The 16860-nt window shown below is 38.8% G+C and carries 14 protein-coding genes; 12 read left to right on the top strand and 2 right to left on the bottom strand.

Annotation, left to right across the window (positions count from 1 at the left end; all coding sequences use genetic code 11):
* Window positions 1-459 precede the first annotated feature (459 nt).
* The 5 genes from OA91_RS07785 (at window position 460) to OA91_RS07765 (ending at window position 8094) form a co-directional block, all read left to right on the top strand.
* A complete protein-coding gene (locus OA91_RS07785) occupies window positions 460-1128 on the top strand; it encodes a TetR/AcrR family transcriptional regulator (protein ID WP_063337484.1) in 669 nt (222 codons plus the stop codon).
* Window positions 1125-2447, top strand: a complete 1323-nt coding sequence (locus tag OA91_RS07780) for an efflux RND transporter periplasmic adaptor subunit (protein WP_063337483.1) — start codon at window positions 1125-1127, stop codon at window positions 2445-2447. Before OA91_RS07785 ends, OA91_RS07780 begins: the two co-directional genes overlap by 4 nt.
* Window positions 2447-5560 (top strand): efflux RND transporter permease subunit, encoded by a 3114-nt coding sequence (locus OA91_RS07775; RefSeq protein ID WP_063337482.1) that lies wholly within the window; start codon window positions 2447-2449, stop codon window positions 5558-5560. The genes OA91_RS07780 and OA91_RS07775 overlap by 1 nt, the downstream gene beginning before the upstream one ends.
* A 316-nt stretch (window positions 5561-5876) precedes the next feature.
* Window positions 5877-7163, top strand: a complete 1287-nt coding sequence (locus OA91_RS07770) for a sensor domain-containing diguanylate cyclase (RefSeq protein ID WP_052702140.1) — start codon at window positions 5877-5879, stop codon at window positions 7161-7163.
* Window positions 7164-7227: 64 nt separating this feature from the next.
* Complete coding sequence (locus tag OA91_RS07765; protein ID WP_063337481.1) at window positions 7228-8094, top strand: substrate-binding periplasmic protein; 867 nt, start codon at window positions 7228-7230, stop codon at window positions 8092-8094.
* 58 nt (window positions 8095-8152) lie between these two features.
* Here OA91_RS07765 and OA91_RS07760 read toward each other — a convergent pair whose 3' ends face one another.
* A complete protein-coding gene (locus OA91_RS07760) occupies window positions 8153-9424 on the bottom strand; it encodes an MFS transporter (protein ID WP_082827822.1) in 1272 nt (423 codons plus the stop codon).
* A 154-nt stretch (window positions 9425-9578) separates the two neighbouring features.
* Window positions 9579-9842: a late competence development ComFB family protein gene (locus OA91_RS07755; RefSeq protein ID WP_046017495.1), complete on the bottom strand. Its 264-nt coding sequence runs from the start codon at window positions 9840-9842 to the stop codon at window positions 9579-9581.
* A 300-nt stretch (window positions 9843-10142) separates the two neighbouring features.
* Here OA91_RS07755 and ndk point away from each other — a divergent pair, with 300 nt between their 5' ends.
* The 7 genes from ndk (at window position 10143) to OA91_RS07720 (ending at window position 16857) form a co-directional block, all read left to right on the top strand.
* Window positions 10143-10550, top strand: coding sequence for a nucleoside-diphosphate kinase (gene ndk, locus OA91_RS07750; protein ID WP_009832329.1), 408 nt, complete (start codon window positions 10143-10145; stop codon window positions 10548-10550).
* Between the two features lie 190 nt (window positions 10551-10740).
* Window positions 10741-11856: a 23S rRNA (adenine(2503)-C(2))-methyltransferase RlmN gene (gene rlmN, locus OA91_RS07745; RefSeq protein WP_157203793.1), complete on the top strand. Its 1116-nt coding sequence runs from the start codon at window positions 10741-10743 to the stop codon at window positions 11854-11856.
* Between the two features lie 77 nt (window positions 11857-11933).
* Window positions 11934-12713: a hypothetical protein gene (locus OA91_RS07740; RefSeq protein WP_157196942.1), complete on the top strand. Its 780-nt coding sequence runs from the start codon at window positions 11934-11936 to the stop codon at window positions 12711-12713.
* Window positions 12685-13707 (top strand): RodZ domain-containing protein, encoded by a 1023-nt coding sequence (locus tag OA91_RS07735; RefSeq protein WP_063337479.1) that lies wholly within the window; start codon window positions 12685-12687, stop codon window positions 13705-13707. Before OA91_RS07740 ends, OA91_RS07735 begins: the two co-directional genes overlap by 29 nt.
* An 8-nt stretch (window positions 13708-13715) precedes the next feature.
* Entirely contained in the window at window positions 13716-14828 is a 1113-nt protein-coding gene (gene ispG, locus OA91_RS07730) for a flavodoxin-dependent (E)-4-hydroxy-3-methylbut-2-enyl-diphosphate synthase (protein ID WP_063337478.1), read from the top strand.
* Between the two features lie 28 nt (window positions 14829-14856).
* On the top strand, window positions 14857-16137 hold the full coding sequence (gene hisS / locus OA91_RS07725) for a histidine--tRNA ligase (protein WP_082827821.1): 1281 nt from the start codon (window positions 14857-14859) through the stop codon (window positions 16135-16137).
* Window positions 16138-16215: 78 nt separating this feature from the next.
* Entirely contained in the window at window positions 16216-16857 is a 642-nt protein-coding gene (locus tag OA91_RS07720) for a YfgM family protein (protein WP_063337477.1), read from the top strand.
* Window positions 16858-16860: the final 3 nt, after the last annotated feature.

Genomic DNA, 16860 nt, shown 5'->3' with positions numbered 1-16860 from the left:
AAACTGAATAAAAAGGCGCTAATTCTAACGAGAAAAATCAAGTGAAATGGAAGGCTCTATTTTTATAGGAGTTAACAAAGAGGGCTTTTTCTAAATATTGGTTAACTGTCTTACTGCATTTTATTTATTTCATTAAAAACATGTAGTTACAAAATTTCGAAAATGCTTTCTCTCGTCTTTTATTTATCAAGTAATGCATATCTTACTGATTGATCACTTTTTAAAAAATGTCCCAGAATTAAAATTTCATAAAAAATTTGGCATTTTTATTGTTAGCTTTATATTTTAAAAGTTTATGTTTCGTTCTGTAATCAAAATTCTGTTTTTTGTTTTTTAATGGGGTTATTAACCAAAACGACTAGAATTGAATAATTAAAGTGGTCGATAAAAAAAATTGCCAAGCTAATAATTCTGCAATTGAGTAATTAATTGATTGAAATAAACAGAAAAGATATGCCTATGTTTATAGCACCTACCGAAACCAGAAAACCAGGACGACCTTTAAAAAGCTTAAATGGAGATGAAAAAAATCAATCCAGAAAGGCTTTGTTACAAGCTGCAAGAGAGCTTTTTGCGAAAAGCCCTTATGCCAAAGTATCAACTAGAAAAATTGCAGAAAGAGCAGGGGTTAATCCTGCCCTGATTCGTTACTACTTTATTAATAAAGATGGCCTTTATCAGCAGATGCTGATTGGTATGGCAGAAGAGTTGCAACGCCATATCCTCAGTTCAGACTGGAGTAAAGTCTCAAGTCCGATTGAGCCTATTGTCCGCTCTTATGCTGCAATGTTTGCTAAAGAGCCTGGTATTGCAAAATTAATTTTTAGAGAGTTGCTTCTTAATGATGAAGGGAGTCGCTCTAAGGTCATTGATTTAGTGATTCGCCCAGATAAAGAGTTTGTACTTAAATTTATGCAGACTCCTCACTTTAAGCCTCTAAAACTAGGTGTAAACCCTGTTTTCCTTGTCTTTCATATTATGGGGAGCACTGTCCTTCCTTATTTGATGAAAGAGTCAATAGAAGAGGTAGAGGGGGAGCCTTTAACCCATGACCACTTTGAACAAATGATTCAGCAAAGTATTCAATTTATAGAAACCGCATTTATTGATCAGGAGAAAAGTGAGTGAGTATATCTAAGCTTTTGCAAACAAAAATTATGCTGCCAATAGCTGCTGTGGCTGGCGTGGCTATTTTAGTGGTTTCTAGCCAAACACCTGAAAAAATAGAGATAAATGAGACTCGTAAAAAAGGTCCTTTGGTTGTGATTGAAGAGGTTCAGTATGCTCGACTAGACCCTGTAGTAACCGGGTTTGGGCGTGCAAAACCTGTCACTACTTGGGATGCTATCAGTGAGGTTAGTGGGCGTGTTGTTTATCAACATCCAGGTTTAAAAAATGGGGCCTTTATCACTGAAGGGACTTTAGTGTTAAAGATTGATCCTGTTGACTACGAGCTGGATTTAGCTCAAAGCCAAGCAGACTTACAGACAAAAAAAATAGAAATTAAGCGCGTTAATTTAAATGAGCAACAGTATTTACGTTCCCTAGAGATTGAAACAAGCCGTCTCGCATTGACTAAGAAAGAGTTAACAAGAATTGAAACCTTACAAAAGAAAGGCGTTGCTTCTAAATCTTCCTTAGAGGATCAGAGAAATGCAGTTCTATCTCAAGAAAAAGTTGTATGGGACTTGCAGATGCAGCTAGACAATATTCCTACCGACAGGGCGGTAAGCGAAGCGAATATTAAGGTAGCAGAAGCAAGCTTAGCTGACGCTAAGCGCAACCTTGAAAGGACCGAGTTTAGGTTACCATTTGATGCGCGAGTTGGAGATGTGAATACAGAGCTACAGCAAGTTGTGAACTTACAAGAGCTACTCATTTCAGCACATGATATGCAAGTCATGGAGGTGACGGCAAACATGCCTGTCGCTGCTTTTGTTGGTGTAATTAGAGCTATTTCTCAGCAATCCACAAAAGAGAATCCCGTTACCTTTAGTGATATTAGTGGTTTTAACTTTAATGCTGTGATTACCGCAAGGTTAGGTAATAAAAATACTCAATGGGATGCAAAAGTCACCAGTGTGAGTGATGGCATTGACCCATCGAGTAATACGATTGGTGTCACCGTTGAAGTTAAGAATGATATGGATAATCTTAATCCTGTGGATTCGCCACTTATGGTGAAAGATATGTATGTTCAGGTGGATGTAACAGGGCCTGCTAAAGAACAAATAGTGTTACCTGTTAAGGCTATTCATGGAAATAAAGTATATCTAGTGGATGAAAAAAATGAGTTAGTAATTAAGACAATTAAAGTGGCGTATGTCCAAGGTGAATTTGCCGCAATTATGGAAGGAGTACAGGCTGGCGATAAAGTTATTCTTACTGACTTAATTGCACCTGTTAGTGGTATGCCTATTCGTACTGTGACACAGGAAATAGAATAATGATTCGATTTTTTGCGATACACCCAACCGTAGCTAACCTCTTAATGTTGGTATTGATTTTATTGGGATTGAATTCTTTATCTGACCTTAAGCGTGAGACTTTTCCTGACTTCAGTATTAATGCCATTAAAGCCACAGTGGTTTATCCAGGAGCTACACCAGAAAGTATTGAAAGTGCTTTGTGTATTCCAATGGAAGACGCTGTTGATGGTTTAAGTAATATTGATGAAGTTAGCTGTGAAGCAACTGAAGGTTTAGCAACCCTGACGGTTGAAATGCTTGAAGGAGGGGATTTTAGTAAATTAATGTCAGAGGTGAAGAATGAAATTGATGGCATAAATACCTTTCCAGAAGATGCTGAGAGCCCTTTTATTACAGAAGCAAACCGAACTGACGAAGTAATTGATCTTGCCATACATGGTAAGAATATGAGCGTCACTGAGCTAAAAGAGTACAGTGAAGAAGTAAAAAGAAAGCTTAAACAAGAGCCGGGTATTTCTTTAATAGATATTAAGGGCTTTTCGACACATCAATTACAGGTTGATGTGTCGTTACCTTTATTAAGGCAAGTCGGTTTGTCTATTAATGATTTGTCGGATGCTCTCTCAAATCAAAATATTGAAGCGCCAAGTGGTGAGCTTAAAAATGAAAATAGAGCTCTGTTAATTCGAATAGACCAGCAGCAAGTAACCGCTGATAAATTGGGCCAAACCGTTATTTCTGCTAGCGAGGCTGGTGGTCAAATCTTGCTTTCAGATATAGCGACCATTACAGATAAGTTTGAGTTGGACGAAGATAAAATATGGCAAGATGGCGAACGAATTGCGCTTTTAAAAATTAATAAAAATAAGTCACAAGATGCTATAGATATTGCAAGCACTGTTAGAGAGTTCGTGGTGAAAGAGCAGGCGGTCTCACCTGCGGGGATTTCTCTTGTTTTGTCTAATGATCAATCCATTAATATTCTCGATCGACTGTATATGTTGCTTGAAAATGGTTGGCAAGGAATACTGCTCGCCTTTTTCGTCATGTGGCTTTTCTTCACTTGGCGATATGCATTCTGGGTTGCTATGGGGTTACCGGTTTCTTTCTTAGGCGCCTTGTGGCTGATGTCTATGTTAGGGATCAGTGTCAATATGATTTCCATGGTGGCTATGCTAATTGCGATTGGCCTTTTGATGGATGATGCTATTGTTATTGCAGAAAATATTGCCTCACAAGTCGCAGCTAATCAGGATATTAATGACGGTGTTGTTAAAGGTGTCTCTATGGTTTTCCCTGGGGTGCTTTCTTCCTTCTTAACCACATTGGCTATTTTTGGGGGGATGGCGTTTATTTCCGGCACCATTGGCCAAGTATTAAGAGATATTCCAATCGTGTTAATTTTGACATTAACGGTCTCCTTGGTTGAAGCGTTTTTGATATTGCCAAGTCATCTTGCCCATGCATTACATAAAACGCCTAAAGCAGATGTTAAATTGAACCTGATTAATCGCTTTAAAGAAGGCTTTATTAATGCCTTCGAAGGTTTCCGCAATAACCAGTTAGTAACGATTGTTGAGGCTATAATTCGTTTTAGGTATCTCTTTGTCGGTGGCTTAGTGGGTATGTTATTTATCTCTGTGTCCTTGATGGTGAGTGGCACTTTAGCCTTTAAAGCTTTCCCAAATACTGAAGCTGATATTCTTGTGGCTAGGATTATCATGCCGCCAGGAACCGCTTTGCAGCAAACTGAGAAAGTGGTGAATCATGTCGTTGATGCAGCAAATAGAATAGAGGCGAATTTACCTGCAAGTGGTGAGCAAAAGTTGATAGAACATATCAGGGTTGAGTTTAATAAAAATGCTGATGCTTTTATCACAGGAGCCCATGTGGCGACGGTACAGGTTGAGTTTCTGACAGTCGCTAAGCGAAAGTCGAGCATTTATGAAATAGAAACCGCATGGGAAACAGAAATAGGTGAGTTACCTGGCGTCGTTGCCTTATCCATAAAAGAGCCTTCCAATGGTCCTGCTGGTCTTGCAATCGATATCCAATTACAAGGGAATGATATGCAGCAGATGATGGAAGCAGGGAATCGCATTCTGTCTGAAATTAACCAATATCAAGGTGTGTCAAACGTCATCTTGGATGTGCGTCCAGGTAAGCAAGAATTAGAGTTAAAGCTTAAGCCTGGTGCCTTATCTTTAGGTGTGAATGCTGCCACTTTATCAAATCAAATAGGTACGGCTTTTAACGGGGTGAAAATTGATGATATTCAGCGTGGCTCAGAGCAGCTTGAAATTGAGTTAAAACTATCAAAACAAGATACTCTTTCTCAAAGTCAGCTTGAGCAATACCCTATTCGGTTAAGTGATGGTAGTGAGATCCCTTTATCTGCTTTGGTAGAGTTTAATTATGAAAGAGGTTTTTCGCGTATTAACCGTGTAAATGGGCTACGCACTTTGAGTGTGATTGGGGATGTTGATAACCAAGTACTCAATACCAACGTATTATTAGCACGCCTTTCTAATGGTATCCTGAAAGAGATTGAAAAGGATTATCCAAATATTAGGGTTAATCTTGAGGGGGAAAATAAAGAAGGGAATGAAACATCAGGCTCAATTGTTGATAAATTCTTAATGGGATTAGTTGGGATTTTTATTATTCTAAGCTTCCAGTTCAGAAGTTATATTGAGCCATTGATTGTCATGATGGCGATACCGCTTGCCTTGATAGGCTCTCTTTGGGGGCATTTCTTTATGGGCTATGATATGACTATGCCAAGTATGATCGGCTATGTTTCCCTCGCTGGGATAGTGGTTAATGATTCAATCTTATTGGTTGATTATATTAAACGGAATGTCGCGGCAGGTGTGTCTGCTCATATTGCCGCCGTGAATGCATCTAAGGCAAGGTTTAGAGCCGTGTTTATCACTAGTGCAACAACCATAGCAGGTTTAGTACCTTTAATGTTTGAGACAAGTACTCAAGCGCAAATTATGCAGCCTATGGTGGTTAGCATCATTTTTGGTATGGTTACGTCTACCTGCTTAATTCTCTTTTTGCTGCCAAGTCTGTATGTCATTTTAGATGACTTTGGTTTAGTAAAAAAACCATCTCCTTCTCATTAATTAGGTGACTAATGGGTATGAATGGAGTGTCGCTCTAATCTTAAGAGCTAATTAATATAGGGCCCTTGTTATAGGGCCCTTGTTGAAGAAGCCTAGTACAAAGAGGCGTGTTTAGTTACAGCTTCTTTACTTATCACCTCTAAAAAGTTTTGTTTTTACCTCAACTTTCAACTCTCTTCACTTTGTGACAAAAATTTGCCTTGTTCTCAACTAAGCTATAAATCATGTCTTTGATATTGGTGTGCACATCATCTCGTTTTTTTAATGCTATATGAGTTGGGTTTGCACCTTCTTTGTATGCTTGTTTGGAGCGTTAATGACTGACACTTTAAAGCAAAAAATCAAACAAATTTCACATGAGCTCTCGATACATCAAACCGCATTAGACAATGTGAGTGCCTATATTTTTATGAAGGACCGTGAAGGTCGCTACACCTATGCAAATAAAATGGTACGAGAACTCTTTGACTCTTCTTTAGAGGAAATTATTGGTCAAGATGATAGTGCGTTTTTTTCTTTAGATGATTCAGATGAGATCACAGTTAACGATACCTATGTGATGGTGAATGGCGTCACCATAGAGAAGGAAGAGCGTAATGTCATTATGGAAACGGGTGAGGTGCGCTACTACTGGACGATAAAAAAACCTCTGTTTGATGAAAACAATAAGGTGATTGGTTTAAACGGTATCTCTACAGATATTACCGAGCAAAAACAAATGCAGATTAACCTTAAAGATAATGAGCAACAATTAAAGACCATTATTAACCATGTCGATGCTTATATTTATATGAAAGATAGGGAAGGGAAGTTCTTATTTATTAATGATAAAACGGCTGATTTGTTTGGAGTGAAAGCCTGTGAGGTTAAAGGAAAAACAACGAAACAACTTCTTCCACCTGAGTTGGCTGATAACTTTGATATTTTGGATCACAAAATACTAGCATCAGAAGAAAAAGTAGAAGGAGAAGAAGTCTTCTCGAATGAACTTGGTACTGACAAATATTATTGGTCTACTAAAATTCCGGTTAAAAATGAAAAGGGAAAACTCGTTTCTTTTGTTGGCTTTTCAACAGAAATAACTCAGATAGTAGAACAAAGAAAAGAGTTTAAAGCGCAAGCCTCGACAGATGAATTAACGGGAATTGCAAACCGGAGACACTTTATGTCTGAAGCTTATACCAAGCAAGTTAGTGCGATTCAGAGTGGCTCAAGCATGTCGGTGATGATTATTGACCTTGATTATTTTAAACAAGTAAATGATAGCTTTGGGCATCATGTTGGCGACACCGTATTAAAAGAAATTGCCTGTGAATTAACTAAAAATGTTAGATCAAATGACCTAGTGGCAAGAATGGGTGGAGAGGAATTTGCCGTCTTATTACCCTGTACTAGCTTACATAAAGCTAAGTTAGTGGCTGAAAAATTACGTTTAAAAATAACCTCTTTGGTGATCCCTGAAAAAAAAGATTTGAGCTTAACAGCCAGTATTGGTGTCGCAAGTTGTGAGTTGCACCCAGAAGGGGTGGGTACTGCTATGATTAAAGCTGATGAAGCACTTTATCGAGCGAAACGAAATGGTCGAAATCAAGTCGCTATATAAGGTCAAGTGCTTAAACGTTAGTTTTAATCGCAATAGATTTTGAGCTTTTAGGGTTGATGACAGCATGCAAAAAATAAAACTAATACTCAGTTTCTGCTTACTGATTTGCCCCTTTTTACATGCTGAGGTTTTGTCTCTTACCCATATTCGTCCTCATGATGAGAATGATGTTCGTAATGCCTACTTTATTGATGTTCTTAAACTTGCTCTGTCTAAAACAGAGGAGCGTTATGGTCGCTTTGAGTTGAATAAGGCTGATATAGAGATGAATCAATTACGGGCTCTGAAAAACCTTGAGAATAAAAATAATATTGATGTGGTTTGGACTATGACATCAATTGAAAGAGAGGAATTGCTTGAGCCAATTAGAATCCCTTTATTGAAGGGGTTGCTTGGGTATCGTGTTTTCATTATTAGAAAAGGCACACAGCCAAGTTTTTCGGCAGTTGAAAGTCTATCTCAGCTTAAAGCTCTATCAGCAGGACAAGGAGCTGATTGGCCTGATACCAGTATCTTAAAAGCGAATGGGCTGACGGTAGTGGAAGCAAGTGGCTATTCAATTTTATTTAGCATGCTAGAAAGAGAAAGGTTTGATTATTTTCCCCGTGGTGTAAATGAACCTTGGGCGGAAGTGAGTGCACATGCGGATAAAGGCCTGGAAGTGGAAAAGACATTGATTCTGCAATATCCAGCCCCTATCTATTTTTTTGTTAACAAGGATAACCAAGCGCTCGCCGAGCGAATTGAACTTGGCTTGAGAAGAGCAATAGAAGATGGTTCCTTCGATATTATTTTCCGTAATCATCCAGCCAATAAAGAAATCTTTAATTTAGCTGAGATAGAAAAGCGTCGCATTTTTAAATTAGCTAATCCTTTTTTACCCGAAAAGACTCCAATTAATGACGAGTCGCTTTGGTACCAAGGTAACTAGCTTACTTTAGTCTTGTTACCTGATATCCAAATACGATAGTTCCATTAGTTGTTTAGGGTTAAATAGAGGAGGTGTTCGACAATGGCTTTTGTCTCATTCTGAAAAATAAAATAACGACAATGATAATGGGAAGGCCATGGAATAGGCCTACTACATAACCATGTGCTAGATATTCGAAGGCAAAGGCGCTAATTAGCATACCAACCCCAAATCCTGTGTTTTGCATAAAGGATATTGAACTAAAAAGCGCTAATCTGATTTTGTTTTCCGTATTTTGGGCTCGGGTGATAAAGCATACTTCTGAAATACCATCACCGGCTCCAGCAATAAAAAAACAGATCAGGCTTGGTATTAAGGAGTCTTGGTTAAAAGCCAAAACAAAGCCTGATGACATTAAGAGGATTGCGATGAAAAAACTTTTCTCCATGCGCCTTTTATCATCTTCGCTAGCCTGTTGTTTGGGGATTAATCGTATGTATTTACTTAATAAAGCACCACTTAATTTGCCTATGGCCCATATCGCTATGATGTATCCCATTATTTGAGGTGCTGAGTTTTGGTCAAAATATTTAGCAATAATAGGGAAGCCAACATTGTGAGATGCGCTGCCTAGAGTATCTGCAAGAGTTATTAGGAGCATGGCAGATATGATAGGGGACTTTGATAGAGTTTGTTTTAATACCCTAATATCTTCTTTAAGCGATTGCTGTGATTCGCCTTGTTTAATTTCTTCTGGGTATAAATGAATAACTAAAGCAATACAGGCCGCAGCACCTAGGTAACCTAAAATATTCAAAAGAATGACGGACTCATAACTGAATACGCCTATTATGATGCCTGAGCTAAGTGCTCCTAGGACCATACCAATGGAGGAGAGTGTCGTTATCCATGAGTTTGTATTTCCTAGATTTTGGGTACCAACAAAGGAGGCTAGTTGGCTATTAAGTCCTATGCTAAATAGGCTGTTACTCATGCCAAGAATGAAACCAATAAAAGGAATGATAGTTAAATGATTATCCATATGTGTGATTAAAAGAAGAGATAAACAAGTCGCACGAATGATGTCTAGGCATACAAGGGATACTTTGCCTGGGTAAAGGCGAAAAAGGCGGTTAGAAACTAGGCTAGCAAGCATACCGCCAATGACGCGACAGGCTAAGAATACGCCTACCATAATGGGGCTTTCTGATAAGTAATAAATATATGAGCTGAGGGCAACCATATTCATGAAAGCCGCAAAATCAGAGAGGAATTTTGCACTGAGAATAAAGTTAATGTTCGAGAGAATTCTATCGTTTGGCCATCTACTGGGGTTACTGCTTGCGGGCATTAGTTGGTCGTCCTGTCCAAATAGTCTAATGAAAGGGTACGACTGTAAGTTTTAATGAGTGTTCAGGATAGCTAAGATTTTTTTATATGTATTGAGTTTAATATTTTGCTCTTCATAGACTCAGTATTTGAGCCCCTGTCTTGTATAAAGACGGTTAAATCTCATATTTACCCTCAAGGAATGTAAGAGACTTTTTGAGTGCTTTTTCGACTTGGAATTCCATTGCCATTCTTTCACTTTGAGGTAAGTAGAAGGCCATATCAACTTCGTGCCTTATATATCTTGGTGGAAGATGATTTAAAGTAAGGCAAATCAGGTCGGCAATAAAATTGTCGGAGTGGTCTTCTGCAAAGTGTGTATTGATATAATCAAGTACGAGATGCTCATAGTAATTATGGATACTGTTATCTAACCTCACCGTCTTAGCCTCTGCTTTTGTTATTTATGGATGTGCCATATTTCAGTATAGGTCTCTTGATATGAGTTGCCTTGGGTTTGCCTAAAAAAACTATGTTTCAAGCTTAAAATTTGATGCTGGAAACTAAAGGAATTTATAAAAATCACTATTAATTGTCGCTTTTGTTAAAAAAAGCATTATTTGCATACAATTTTAATAAATAGATGCGTATAATCTGCGCGCTTATCATTTTTTGGAAACTGATAGGTACTAAATTCGTAGGAATTACCTATCAATTAATTAAATTTTTTGGAGTTTAAAATGGCTGTAGAACGCACTCTATCTATCATCAAGCCTGATGCTGTTGCTAAAAACGTTGTTGGTGAAATTTACTCTCGCTTCGAACGTTCTGGTCTTAAAGTTGTTGAAGCTAAAATGGTTCAACTAGATGACGAATTGGCTGGTGGTTTTTATGCTGAGCATAAAGAACGTCCTTTCTACAAAGACCTAGTTGGTTTCATGACTTCTGGTCCTGTAATGATCTCTGTTCTTGAAGGTGAAGGCGCTGTACTTCGTCACCGTGAACTGATGGGTGCTACTAACCCTGCTGAAGCTGCTGCTGGCACATTACGCGCTGACTATGCTGCGTCTATCGATGCTAACGCTGTACACGGTTCTGACTCTCTAGAGTCTGCTGCTCGCGAAATCGGTTATTTCTTCGGAAAATAATTGCTTTTTTGCAGCGATTTAACTTATTAAATTTTTACTTTGTATCTGTTTGATAAGTAAAGAATCTCCTAAAAGAAACAGGCTTTAGCCTGTTTCTTTTTAGAAGCTTCTGAAAAGGATGTCTTTTTCAGAAGCTTTTTTGTTTTAAACTATTAATACCTAATGCTGAATTTTGGCAAGTGACATGACTATGACTGATGTTAAAAAGGTGAACCTACTGGGTTTACCACCTAAAAAAATGATTGAATTTTTTGAGTCTATTGGCGAAAAGAAATTTCGTGCTACTCAAGTGCTTAAATGGATTCATCAAAAGGGTGCTGACGATTTTGATCAGATGACAGATGTTAGTAAGGCTTTGCGTCACAAGCTTAAAGATATTAGTGAAATTCGCGCCCCTGAAGTCGTTTCTCAAAATATCTCAAACGACGGCACACGTAAATGGATTATTCGTACCGAAGGTGGTGGTAACAACTGTGTTGAAACCGTGCTTATTCCTGATGGTGATAGAGCGACATTATGTGTCTCTTCTCAGGTGGGTTGCTCCCTTGATTGCAGTTTTTGCTCAACAGGTAAGCAGGGGTTTAATCGTAACCTAACTCCAGCAGAAGTGATTGGACAGGTATGGGTTGCTATCAAGTCGTTTGGTCCTTTTGATCCAAATGGCCCTCGTCGTGTAACAAACGTTGTTATGATGGGCATGGGCGAGCCCTTGATGAACTTTGAACCCGTTGTTGATGCTATGACGTTAATGATGGACGATAATGCCTATGGCATGTCTAAACGTCGTGTCACATTGAGTACATCTGGTGTTGTACCAAAAATTTATGAGCTAGCTGAAAGAACCGATGTATCTTTAGCTATTTCTCTGCATGCTCCAACAAATGAGCTGCGTGATGTTTTAGTGCCTATCAATAAAAAGTATCCAATTAATGAGCTATTAGGTGCTTGTCAGCATTATTTGACCAGCTTACCTGATAAGCGTCATATCACGATTGAATACACCATGATGGCAGGTGTGAATGATAGTGAAGATCAAGCTAGAGCGCTTTCTAAGCTATTAAAAACCTTGGAATGTAAGGTTAACCTGATTCCATTTAATCCATTCCCTAATTCTGGTTATGATAAGCCTTCAAATAATCAGGTACGTCGTTTCCAAAAAATTCTAGCAGATGATGGTTATACCGTGACTGTGAGAACGACACGCGGTGATGATATTGATGCTGCTTGTGGCCAACTTGTTGGTGATTTTCATGATAAGACTCGCCGTAGCCAAAAATATATTGAGCTAAAGGAAGTGCAAGACTAGTTAGATCACTTATTGCTAATTTTAGATGAGTTAGACTAGCCACCACTATTTATCGTATTCGAATGACAAGGATGTCAATGATGCGTGTTTTACCATTACTTGTATTAAGTTTGGTGCTGTTTGGCTGCAGTCATCAGTCCACTCCTATTGCAACTTCAAATCCCCCTCCAATTGATGTGACGACAAAGTTAGACTTTGTTCAGAAGTATTTAGCATTAGCCTCCTTCCCTCAAGCAGGTGCAATTTTATCCTCTTTTACATCATCCGAGCAGAGTTATTTGTCTCAACATTCGTTGGACTATTTACGCTTAAAAGGTGTTTATTTAACTCAAACGAAACAAATTAATAAAGCTGAAAAACACTATCAAACAGCAGTGAAAAGCTTCCCTAATGATATTGTTCTGTTGAACAACTATGGCGTCTTTTTACTTGGGAATGAGCACTTTGTTCAAGCCTGTAATTATTTTGAAAAAGTTGTTCTGTTATCGTCTCAAAACTCATTTTCTGGACTAATTAACCTTTCTCGTTGTGAACTTGGCTTTAAAAAGGTCGATATGGCGAGAATGTACTTGCAACGAGCGAAAGAAATCAACAATTTACCCTATATAGGTTTGCTGACTGAGCTCAATCTTGCTTTAATACTGGGTGATTTAAGTGGGGCGCGTCAATCTTACAACAAAATCCAGGCTAAACAAAAAAATGCTCCTTACATCGAGCATAAAAATGAGTATGAATGTCTATTGCAGCAGTTCAACGCAGCGGAGTTAGACTCAACACATTACTCATCTTCGCGCCCCCCTTTTGCCTGCGTCGTTCAAGGTATTGAATATGGAATCTGGAATTCAAGAAAACAATGAAAATAAGATCATTGTTAATATAGGTAAAGAGTTACAACGTAAGCGTAATGAGTTAAATCTAGATGAGCGTCAGATAGCGACTCAATTAAAGATTCCAATTGAACAAGTCCGTGCTTTAGAAGCAAATGAATTTGATTACTTTCGTAGCTCAACTTTTGCCCGCGGTTATTTGAAAAATTATGTCCGTTTATTAGAGCTGGAAGAAAGTCGATTACTTGGTGCTTTCGATAGCGCTCTTGAAGAATGCGAACCTAGTGTTCAACCTATTAATAAGAATGGCAAACAAGCCCAAATGGCCGATCCGATTGTCATTCTTGTATCAGTGGTGATTGGTGCTATGCTAATTTTTCTTGCATTTTGGTGGCCGACCATGATGCAAGAGTCTCCTATCATTTCTACTGAAGAAATTATTGAGCAAGAAACCCAAATTGAAGAGACTCCTTCTGAGCCAACACTAGTGGCACAAAACGAAAATGCTGAAACTCTTGTTGAGGAAGAGCAGGTATCTGTAGATGCTGAAGCCGAAACACAGGTTGTCATAGAAGAAACTGCTCCAGTAGCTGAAGACGTAGTGAAAAGTGAACGTTCTGATACAGCAAGTAATGAAGATGCTGATGTTGTAACTGGGCTATCTGCTGAAACCATTGCTATCTTGAAAGATGCTGGTGTTAATCCTGATAATATTTCCTTACCTGCTAATGAACCAAGTCTAGCTGAAAAAGCAGCAATTGAAGCAAGTTTACCTACACCTTACGATGATGATGTTGTAATTAATTTTAGTTCTGACTGTTGGACTGAAGTAAGAGATGGTAACGGCAGTATTTTATATTCAGGCGTTAAGAAAGCGGGTACAAATCTAACACTAACTGCACAAGGTCCATATAAAGTCGTCCTTGGTTTTGCAGGTGGTGTGTCTTCCCTTATTTATAAAGGTGAAGAGTTCGACTTTTCATCTTTTACCCGAAAAAACCTAGCTCGCTTCGAGCTTAACTAGAGAAAGCTATGCACTTTGAATCTCCCATAAAACGACGTCAATCTCGCCAGATTATGGTAGGAGACGTTGCTGTAGGTGGTGGTGCGCCTATCAGCGTACAGAGTATGACCAATACTGAAACCTGTGATGTTGATGCAACCGTTGCTCAAATTAGAGCGATTGCAGATGCCGGTGCTGATATTGTTCGTGTTTCGATACCTTCTATGGATGCGGCTGAAGCCTTCAAAAAAATTCGTCAAGAGATCTCAACACCTTTAGTTGCTGACATTCACTTTGATTACAAAATTGCTTTGAAAGTAGCGGAATATGGTGTTGATTGTTTGAGAATCAACCCAGGAAATATTGGTAGTAAAGAGCGCATTCGTTCTGTTGTCGATTCTGCACGTGATCATGGCATTCCTATTCGAATCGGTGTTAATGCAGGATCTTTAGAAAAAGATATACAAAAAAAGTATGGCGAACCAACACCAGATGCATTGGTTGAATCTGCTTTTCGTCAGATAAGTTTTTTTGATGAATTAGATTTTCAGGAATTTAAGCTTAGCTTGAAGGCATCTGATATTTTTATGACGGTTGAGGCTTACCGTAAGATAGCTAGCCAGATAGATAACCCTCTTCATCTAGGTATTACTGAAGCAGGTGGTTTACGTTCTGGTACGGTTAAATCTTCTATCGGTCTTGGTATGTTATTAATGGACGGTATTGGCGACACTTTACGGGTTTCTTTAGCGGCTGACCCAGTGCAGGAAATTAAAGTAGGCTGGGATATGTTACGTAGTTTGAAGCTGCGTAATCGTGGCATCAATTTCATTGCCTGCCCGAGTTGCTCTCGTCAAAACTTCGATGTTATTAAAACTATGAACCAGTTAGAAGAACGTCTTGAAGATATTAAGGTGCCATTAGATGTTGCTGTGATAGGTTGCATTGTAAATGGCCCTGGTGAAGCTAAAGAAGCCGATTTAGGCCTTGCTGGTGGAACACCAAACAATATGGTGTATGAGGATGGTAAACCATCAAACCAGTTACAAGCAGATGAGATTGTCGACCAGCTCGAAAAGCAAATAAGAGCTAAAGCTGACGCGAAAGAGAAAGAATTAGAGCAAATTATTGCAAAGGCATAAACTGCGTTAGCAATCTAAGGAATACAAAGTGGCACGTAAAATACAAGCAATTCGAGGCATGAACGATATTCTGCCTGGACAAACTTCTATCTGGCAATACCTTGAAGCTAAGGTTGCAGATGTTGTAAACAGTTATGGTTATGATCAAATCCGTTTTCCTATCGTTGAAACAACAGATCTTTTTAAACGAGGTGTTGGTGAAACTACCGACATCGTTGAGAAAGAAATGTATACCTTTGACGATAGAAATGGTGACTCTTTAACTCTAAGACCTGAAGGCACTGCAAGTTGTGTTCGTGCTGCCGACCAAGCTGGATTACTGTTTAATCAGGTTCAGCGTCTTTGGTATGTTGGTCCTATGTTTCGCTATGAAAGACCACAAAAAGGACGCTATCGTCAATTTCATCAAATAGGCGTTGAAACCTTTGGTATGGCTTCGCCTGATATTGACGCTGAATTAATTATTCTGACAGCTCGTTTATGGCAAGCATTAGGTTTATTAGAGCATGTTGAACTTGAATTAAATACCATAGGTACTGCAGCTGCACGTGAAGCCTATAAAGCAGCATTGGTTGCGTATTTAACTCAATATAAAAACGAACTTGATGAGGATAGTCAAAGACGCTTGGATACTAATCCACTGCGTATTTTAGATTCAAAAGATGCTCGTACTCAGGAGATTCTTAATGATGCACCTGATCTTGCTGATCATATTGATGATGAATCTCGCCAAGAGTTCGAAAGGTTAAAAGAAATACTAGCGTCAAGTGGCATTGCTTTTACGGTTAATAGTCGTTTGGTACGTGGCCTTGATTATTATGGTAAAACTGTTTTTGAATGGGTCACAACTCATTTAGGTGCTCAGGCAACAGTATGTGCCGGTGGACGTTATGATGGTTTAGTTGAACAGTTAGGTGGTAAAGCAACACCAGCAGTTGGATTTGCAATGGGCATTGAGCGCTTAGTTCTATTGCTTGAAACGCTTGAGTTAATTCCTGCTGAAGCAAAAAGCCAAACTGATATCTTTATCGTGAGCATGGGTGAAACTGCTGAACTTTCAACCTTCACTTTGGCAGAGCGTTTGAGAGATGCCGATAAAGGGTGGCGAATTTTACGTCACTGTGGTGGCGGTAACTTTAAGAAGCAAATGAAGAAAGCTGATGCATCTGGTGCCAAATTTACCTTGATTATTGGGGATACTGAGATTGAAGAGGGGATCTGCCAAATTAAGGATATGAGTACAGGCGAACAGAAAAACTGTGTAATTGATGCCGTTGCAGATTACTTATCTACGAAAGAACAAAATTGAACTAATTCTGCAAATTGGGTACTAATCCAAAAGAGTTTAAGTGCAGAGTAATGCAAACAGAATAAAGAGGAATGTTAGGTGTCAGAACTTAAGACAGAAGAAGAACAGATAGAAGCGTTTAAAACTTGGTGGAAGAAAAATGGTACTTCACTTGTGCTTGCCGTATCTGTTGGTGTAGCGGGTTATTTTGGTTTTCAGGCTTGGCAACAAAACCAAGAAAACCATTTGGCTGAAGCCTCTTCTTTATTTGAGTCTATGAGTCAAGCAGCGACTGACCTGAGCGAAGAAAAGAACCTCAAGACAGTGTCTTTTATCGCTGATCAGCTAGTGAATGATTTTGATGATACAGGCTACGCAACTTTTGCTCATTTATTTCAAGCAAAAGTAGATGTTGTGGCTGAAGACTATGATGCTGCTATCGATACGTTAAATGAAGCAAAAGCAAGTACAGATGATGTGACCTTAAAGGCCATCTCTGATTTGCGTATTAGTAAAGTGTTAGTGCATCAAGGGAAGTTGGATAAAGCGCTTACTCAACTGGCTATGATTAATTTAACCGAATTTGACAGCCTTAAACTTGAGTTAAAAGGTGATGTTTTGCTTGCTCAAGGTAAAACTGAAGAAGCAAGAGCTTCTTATCAAGCTGCACTTAGTGCTCAAACACCACAAGTTCAGAACCCTTTGTTAGATATTAAACTGCAAGACCTAGTAGAGAGCTAAGAT

The sequence above is a fragment of the Marinomonas sp. SBI8L genome (assembly GCF_001624705.1).
GTDB lineage: Bacteria > Pseudomonadota > Gammaproteobacteria > Pseudomonadales > Marinomonadaceae > Marinomonas.
The sequence above is the reverse complement of the archived record's forward strand: the minus strand, read 5'-3'. Positions and strand labels throughout refer to the sequence as shown.

Excerpts from the sequence above, each read along its gene's own strand:
- OA91_RS07785 (WP_063337484.1), top strand. The coding sequence starts at position 460 with ATGTTTATAGCACCTACCGAAACCAGAAAACCAGGACGACCTTTAAAA.
- OA91_RS07775 (WP_063337482.1), top strand. The coding sequence starts at position 2,447 with ATGATTCGATTTTTTGCGATACACCCAACCGTAGCTAACCTCTTAATG.
- OA91_RS07770 (WP_052702140.1), top strand. The coding sequence starts at position 5,877 with ATGACTGACACTTTAAAGCAAAAAATCAAACAAATTTCACATGAGCTC.
- OA91_RS07765 (WP_063337481.1), top strand. The coding sequence starts at position 7,228 with ATGCAAAAAATAAAACTAATACTCAGTTTCTGCTTACTGATTTGCCCC.
- OA91_RS07760 (WP_082827822.1), bottom strand. The coding sequence starts at position 9,424 with ATGCCCGCAAGCAGTAACCCCAGTAGATGGCCAAACGATAGAATTCTC.
- ndk (WP_009832329.1), top strand. The coding sequence starts at position 10,143 with ATGGCTGTAGAACGCACTCTATCTATCATCAAGCCTGATGCTGTTGCT.
- rlmN (WP_157203793.1), top strand. The coding sequence starts at position 10,741 with ATGACTGATGTTAAAAAGGTGAACCTACTGGGTTTACCACCTAAAAAA.
- OA91_RS07740 (WP_157196942.1), top strand. The coding sequence starts at position 11,934 with ATGATGCGTGTTTTACCATTACTTGTATTAAGTTTGGTGCTGTTTGGC.
- OA91_RS07735 (WP_063337479.1), top strand. The coding sequence starts at position 12,685 with ATGGAATCTGGAATTCAAGAAAACAATGAAAATAAGATCATTGTTAAT.
- ispG (WP_063337478.1), top strand. The coding sequence starts at position 13,716 with ATGCACTTTGAATCTCCCATAAAACGACGTCAATCTCGCCAGATTATG.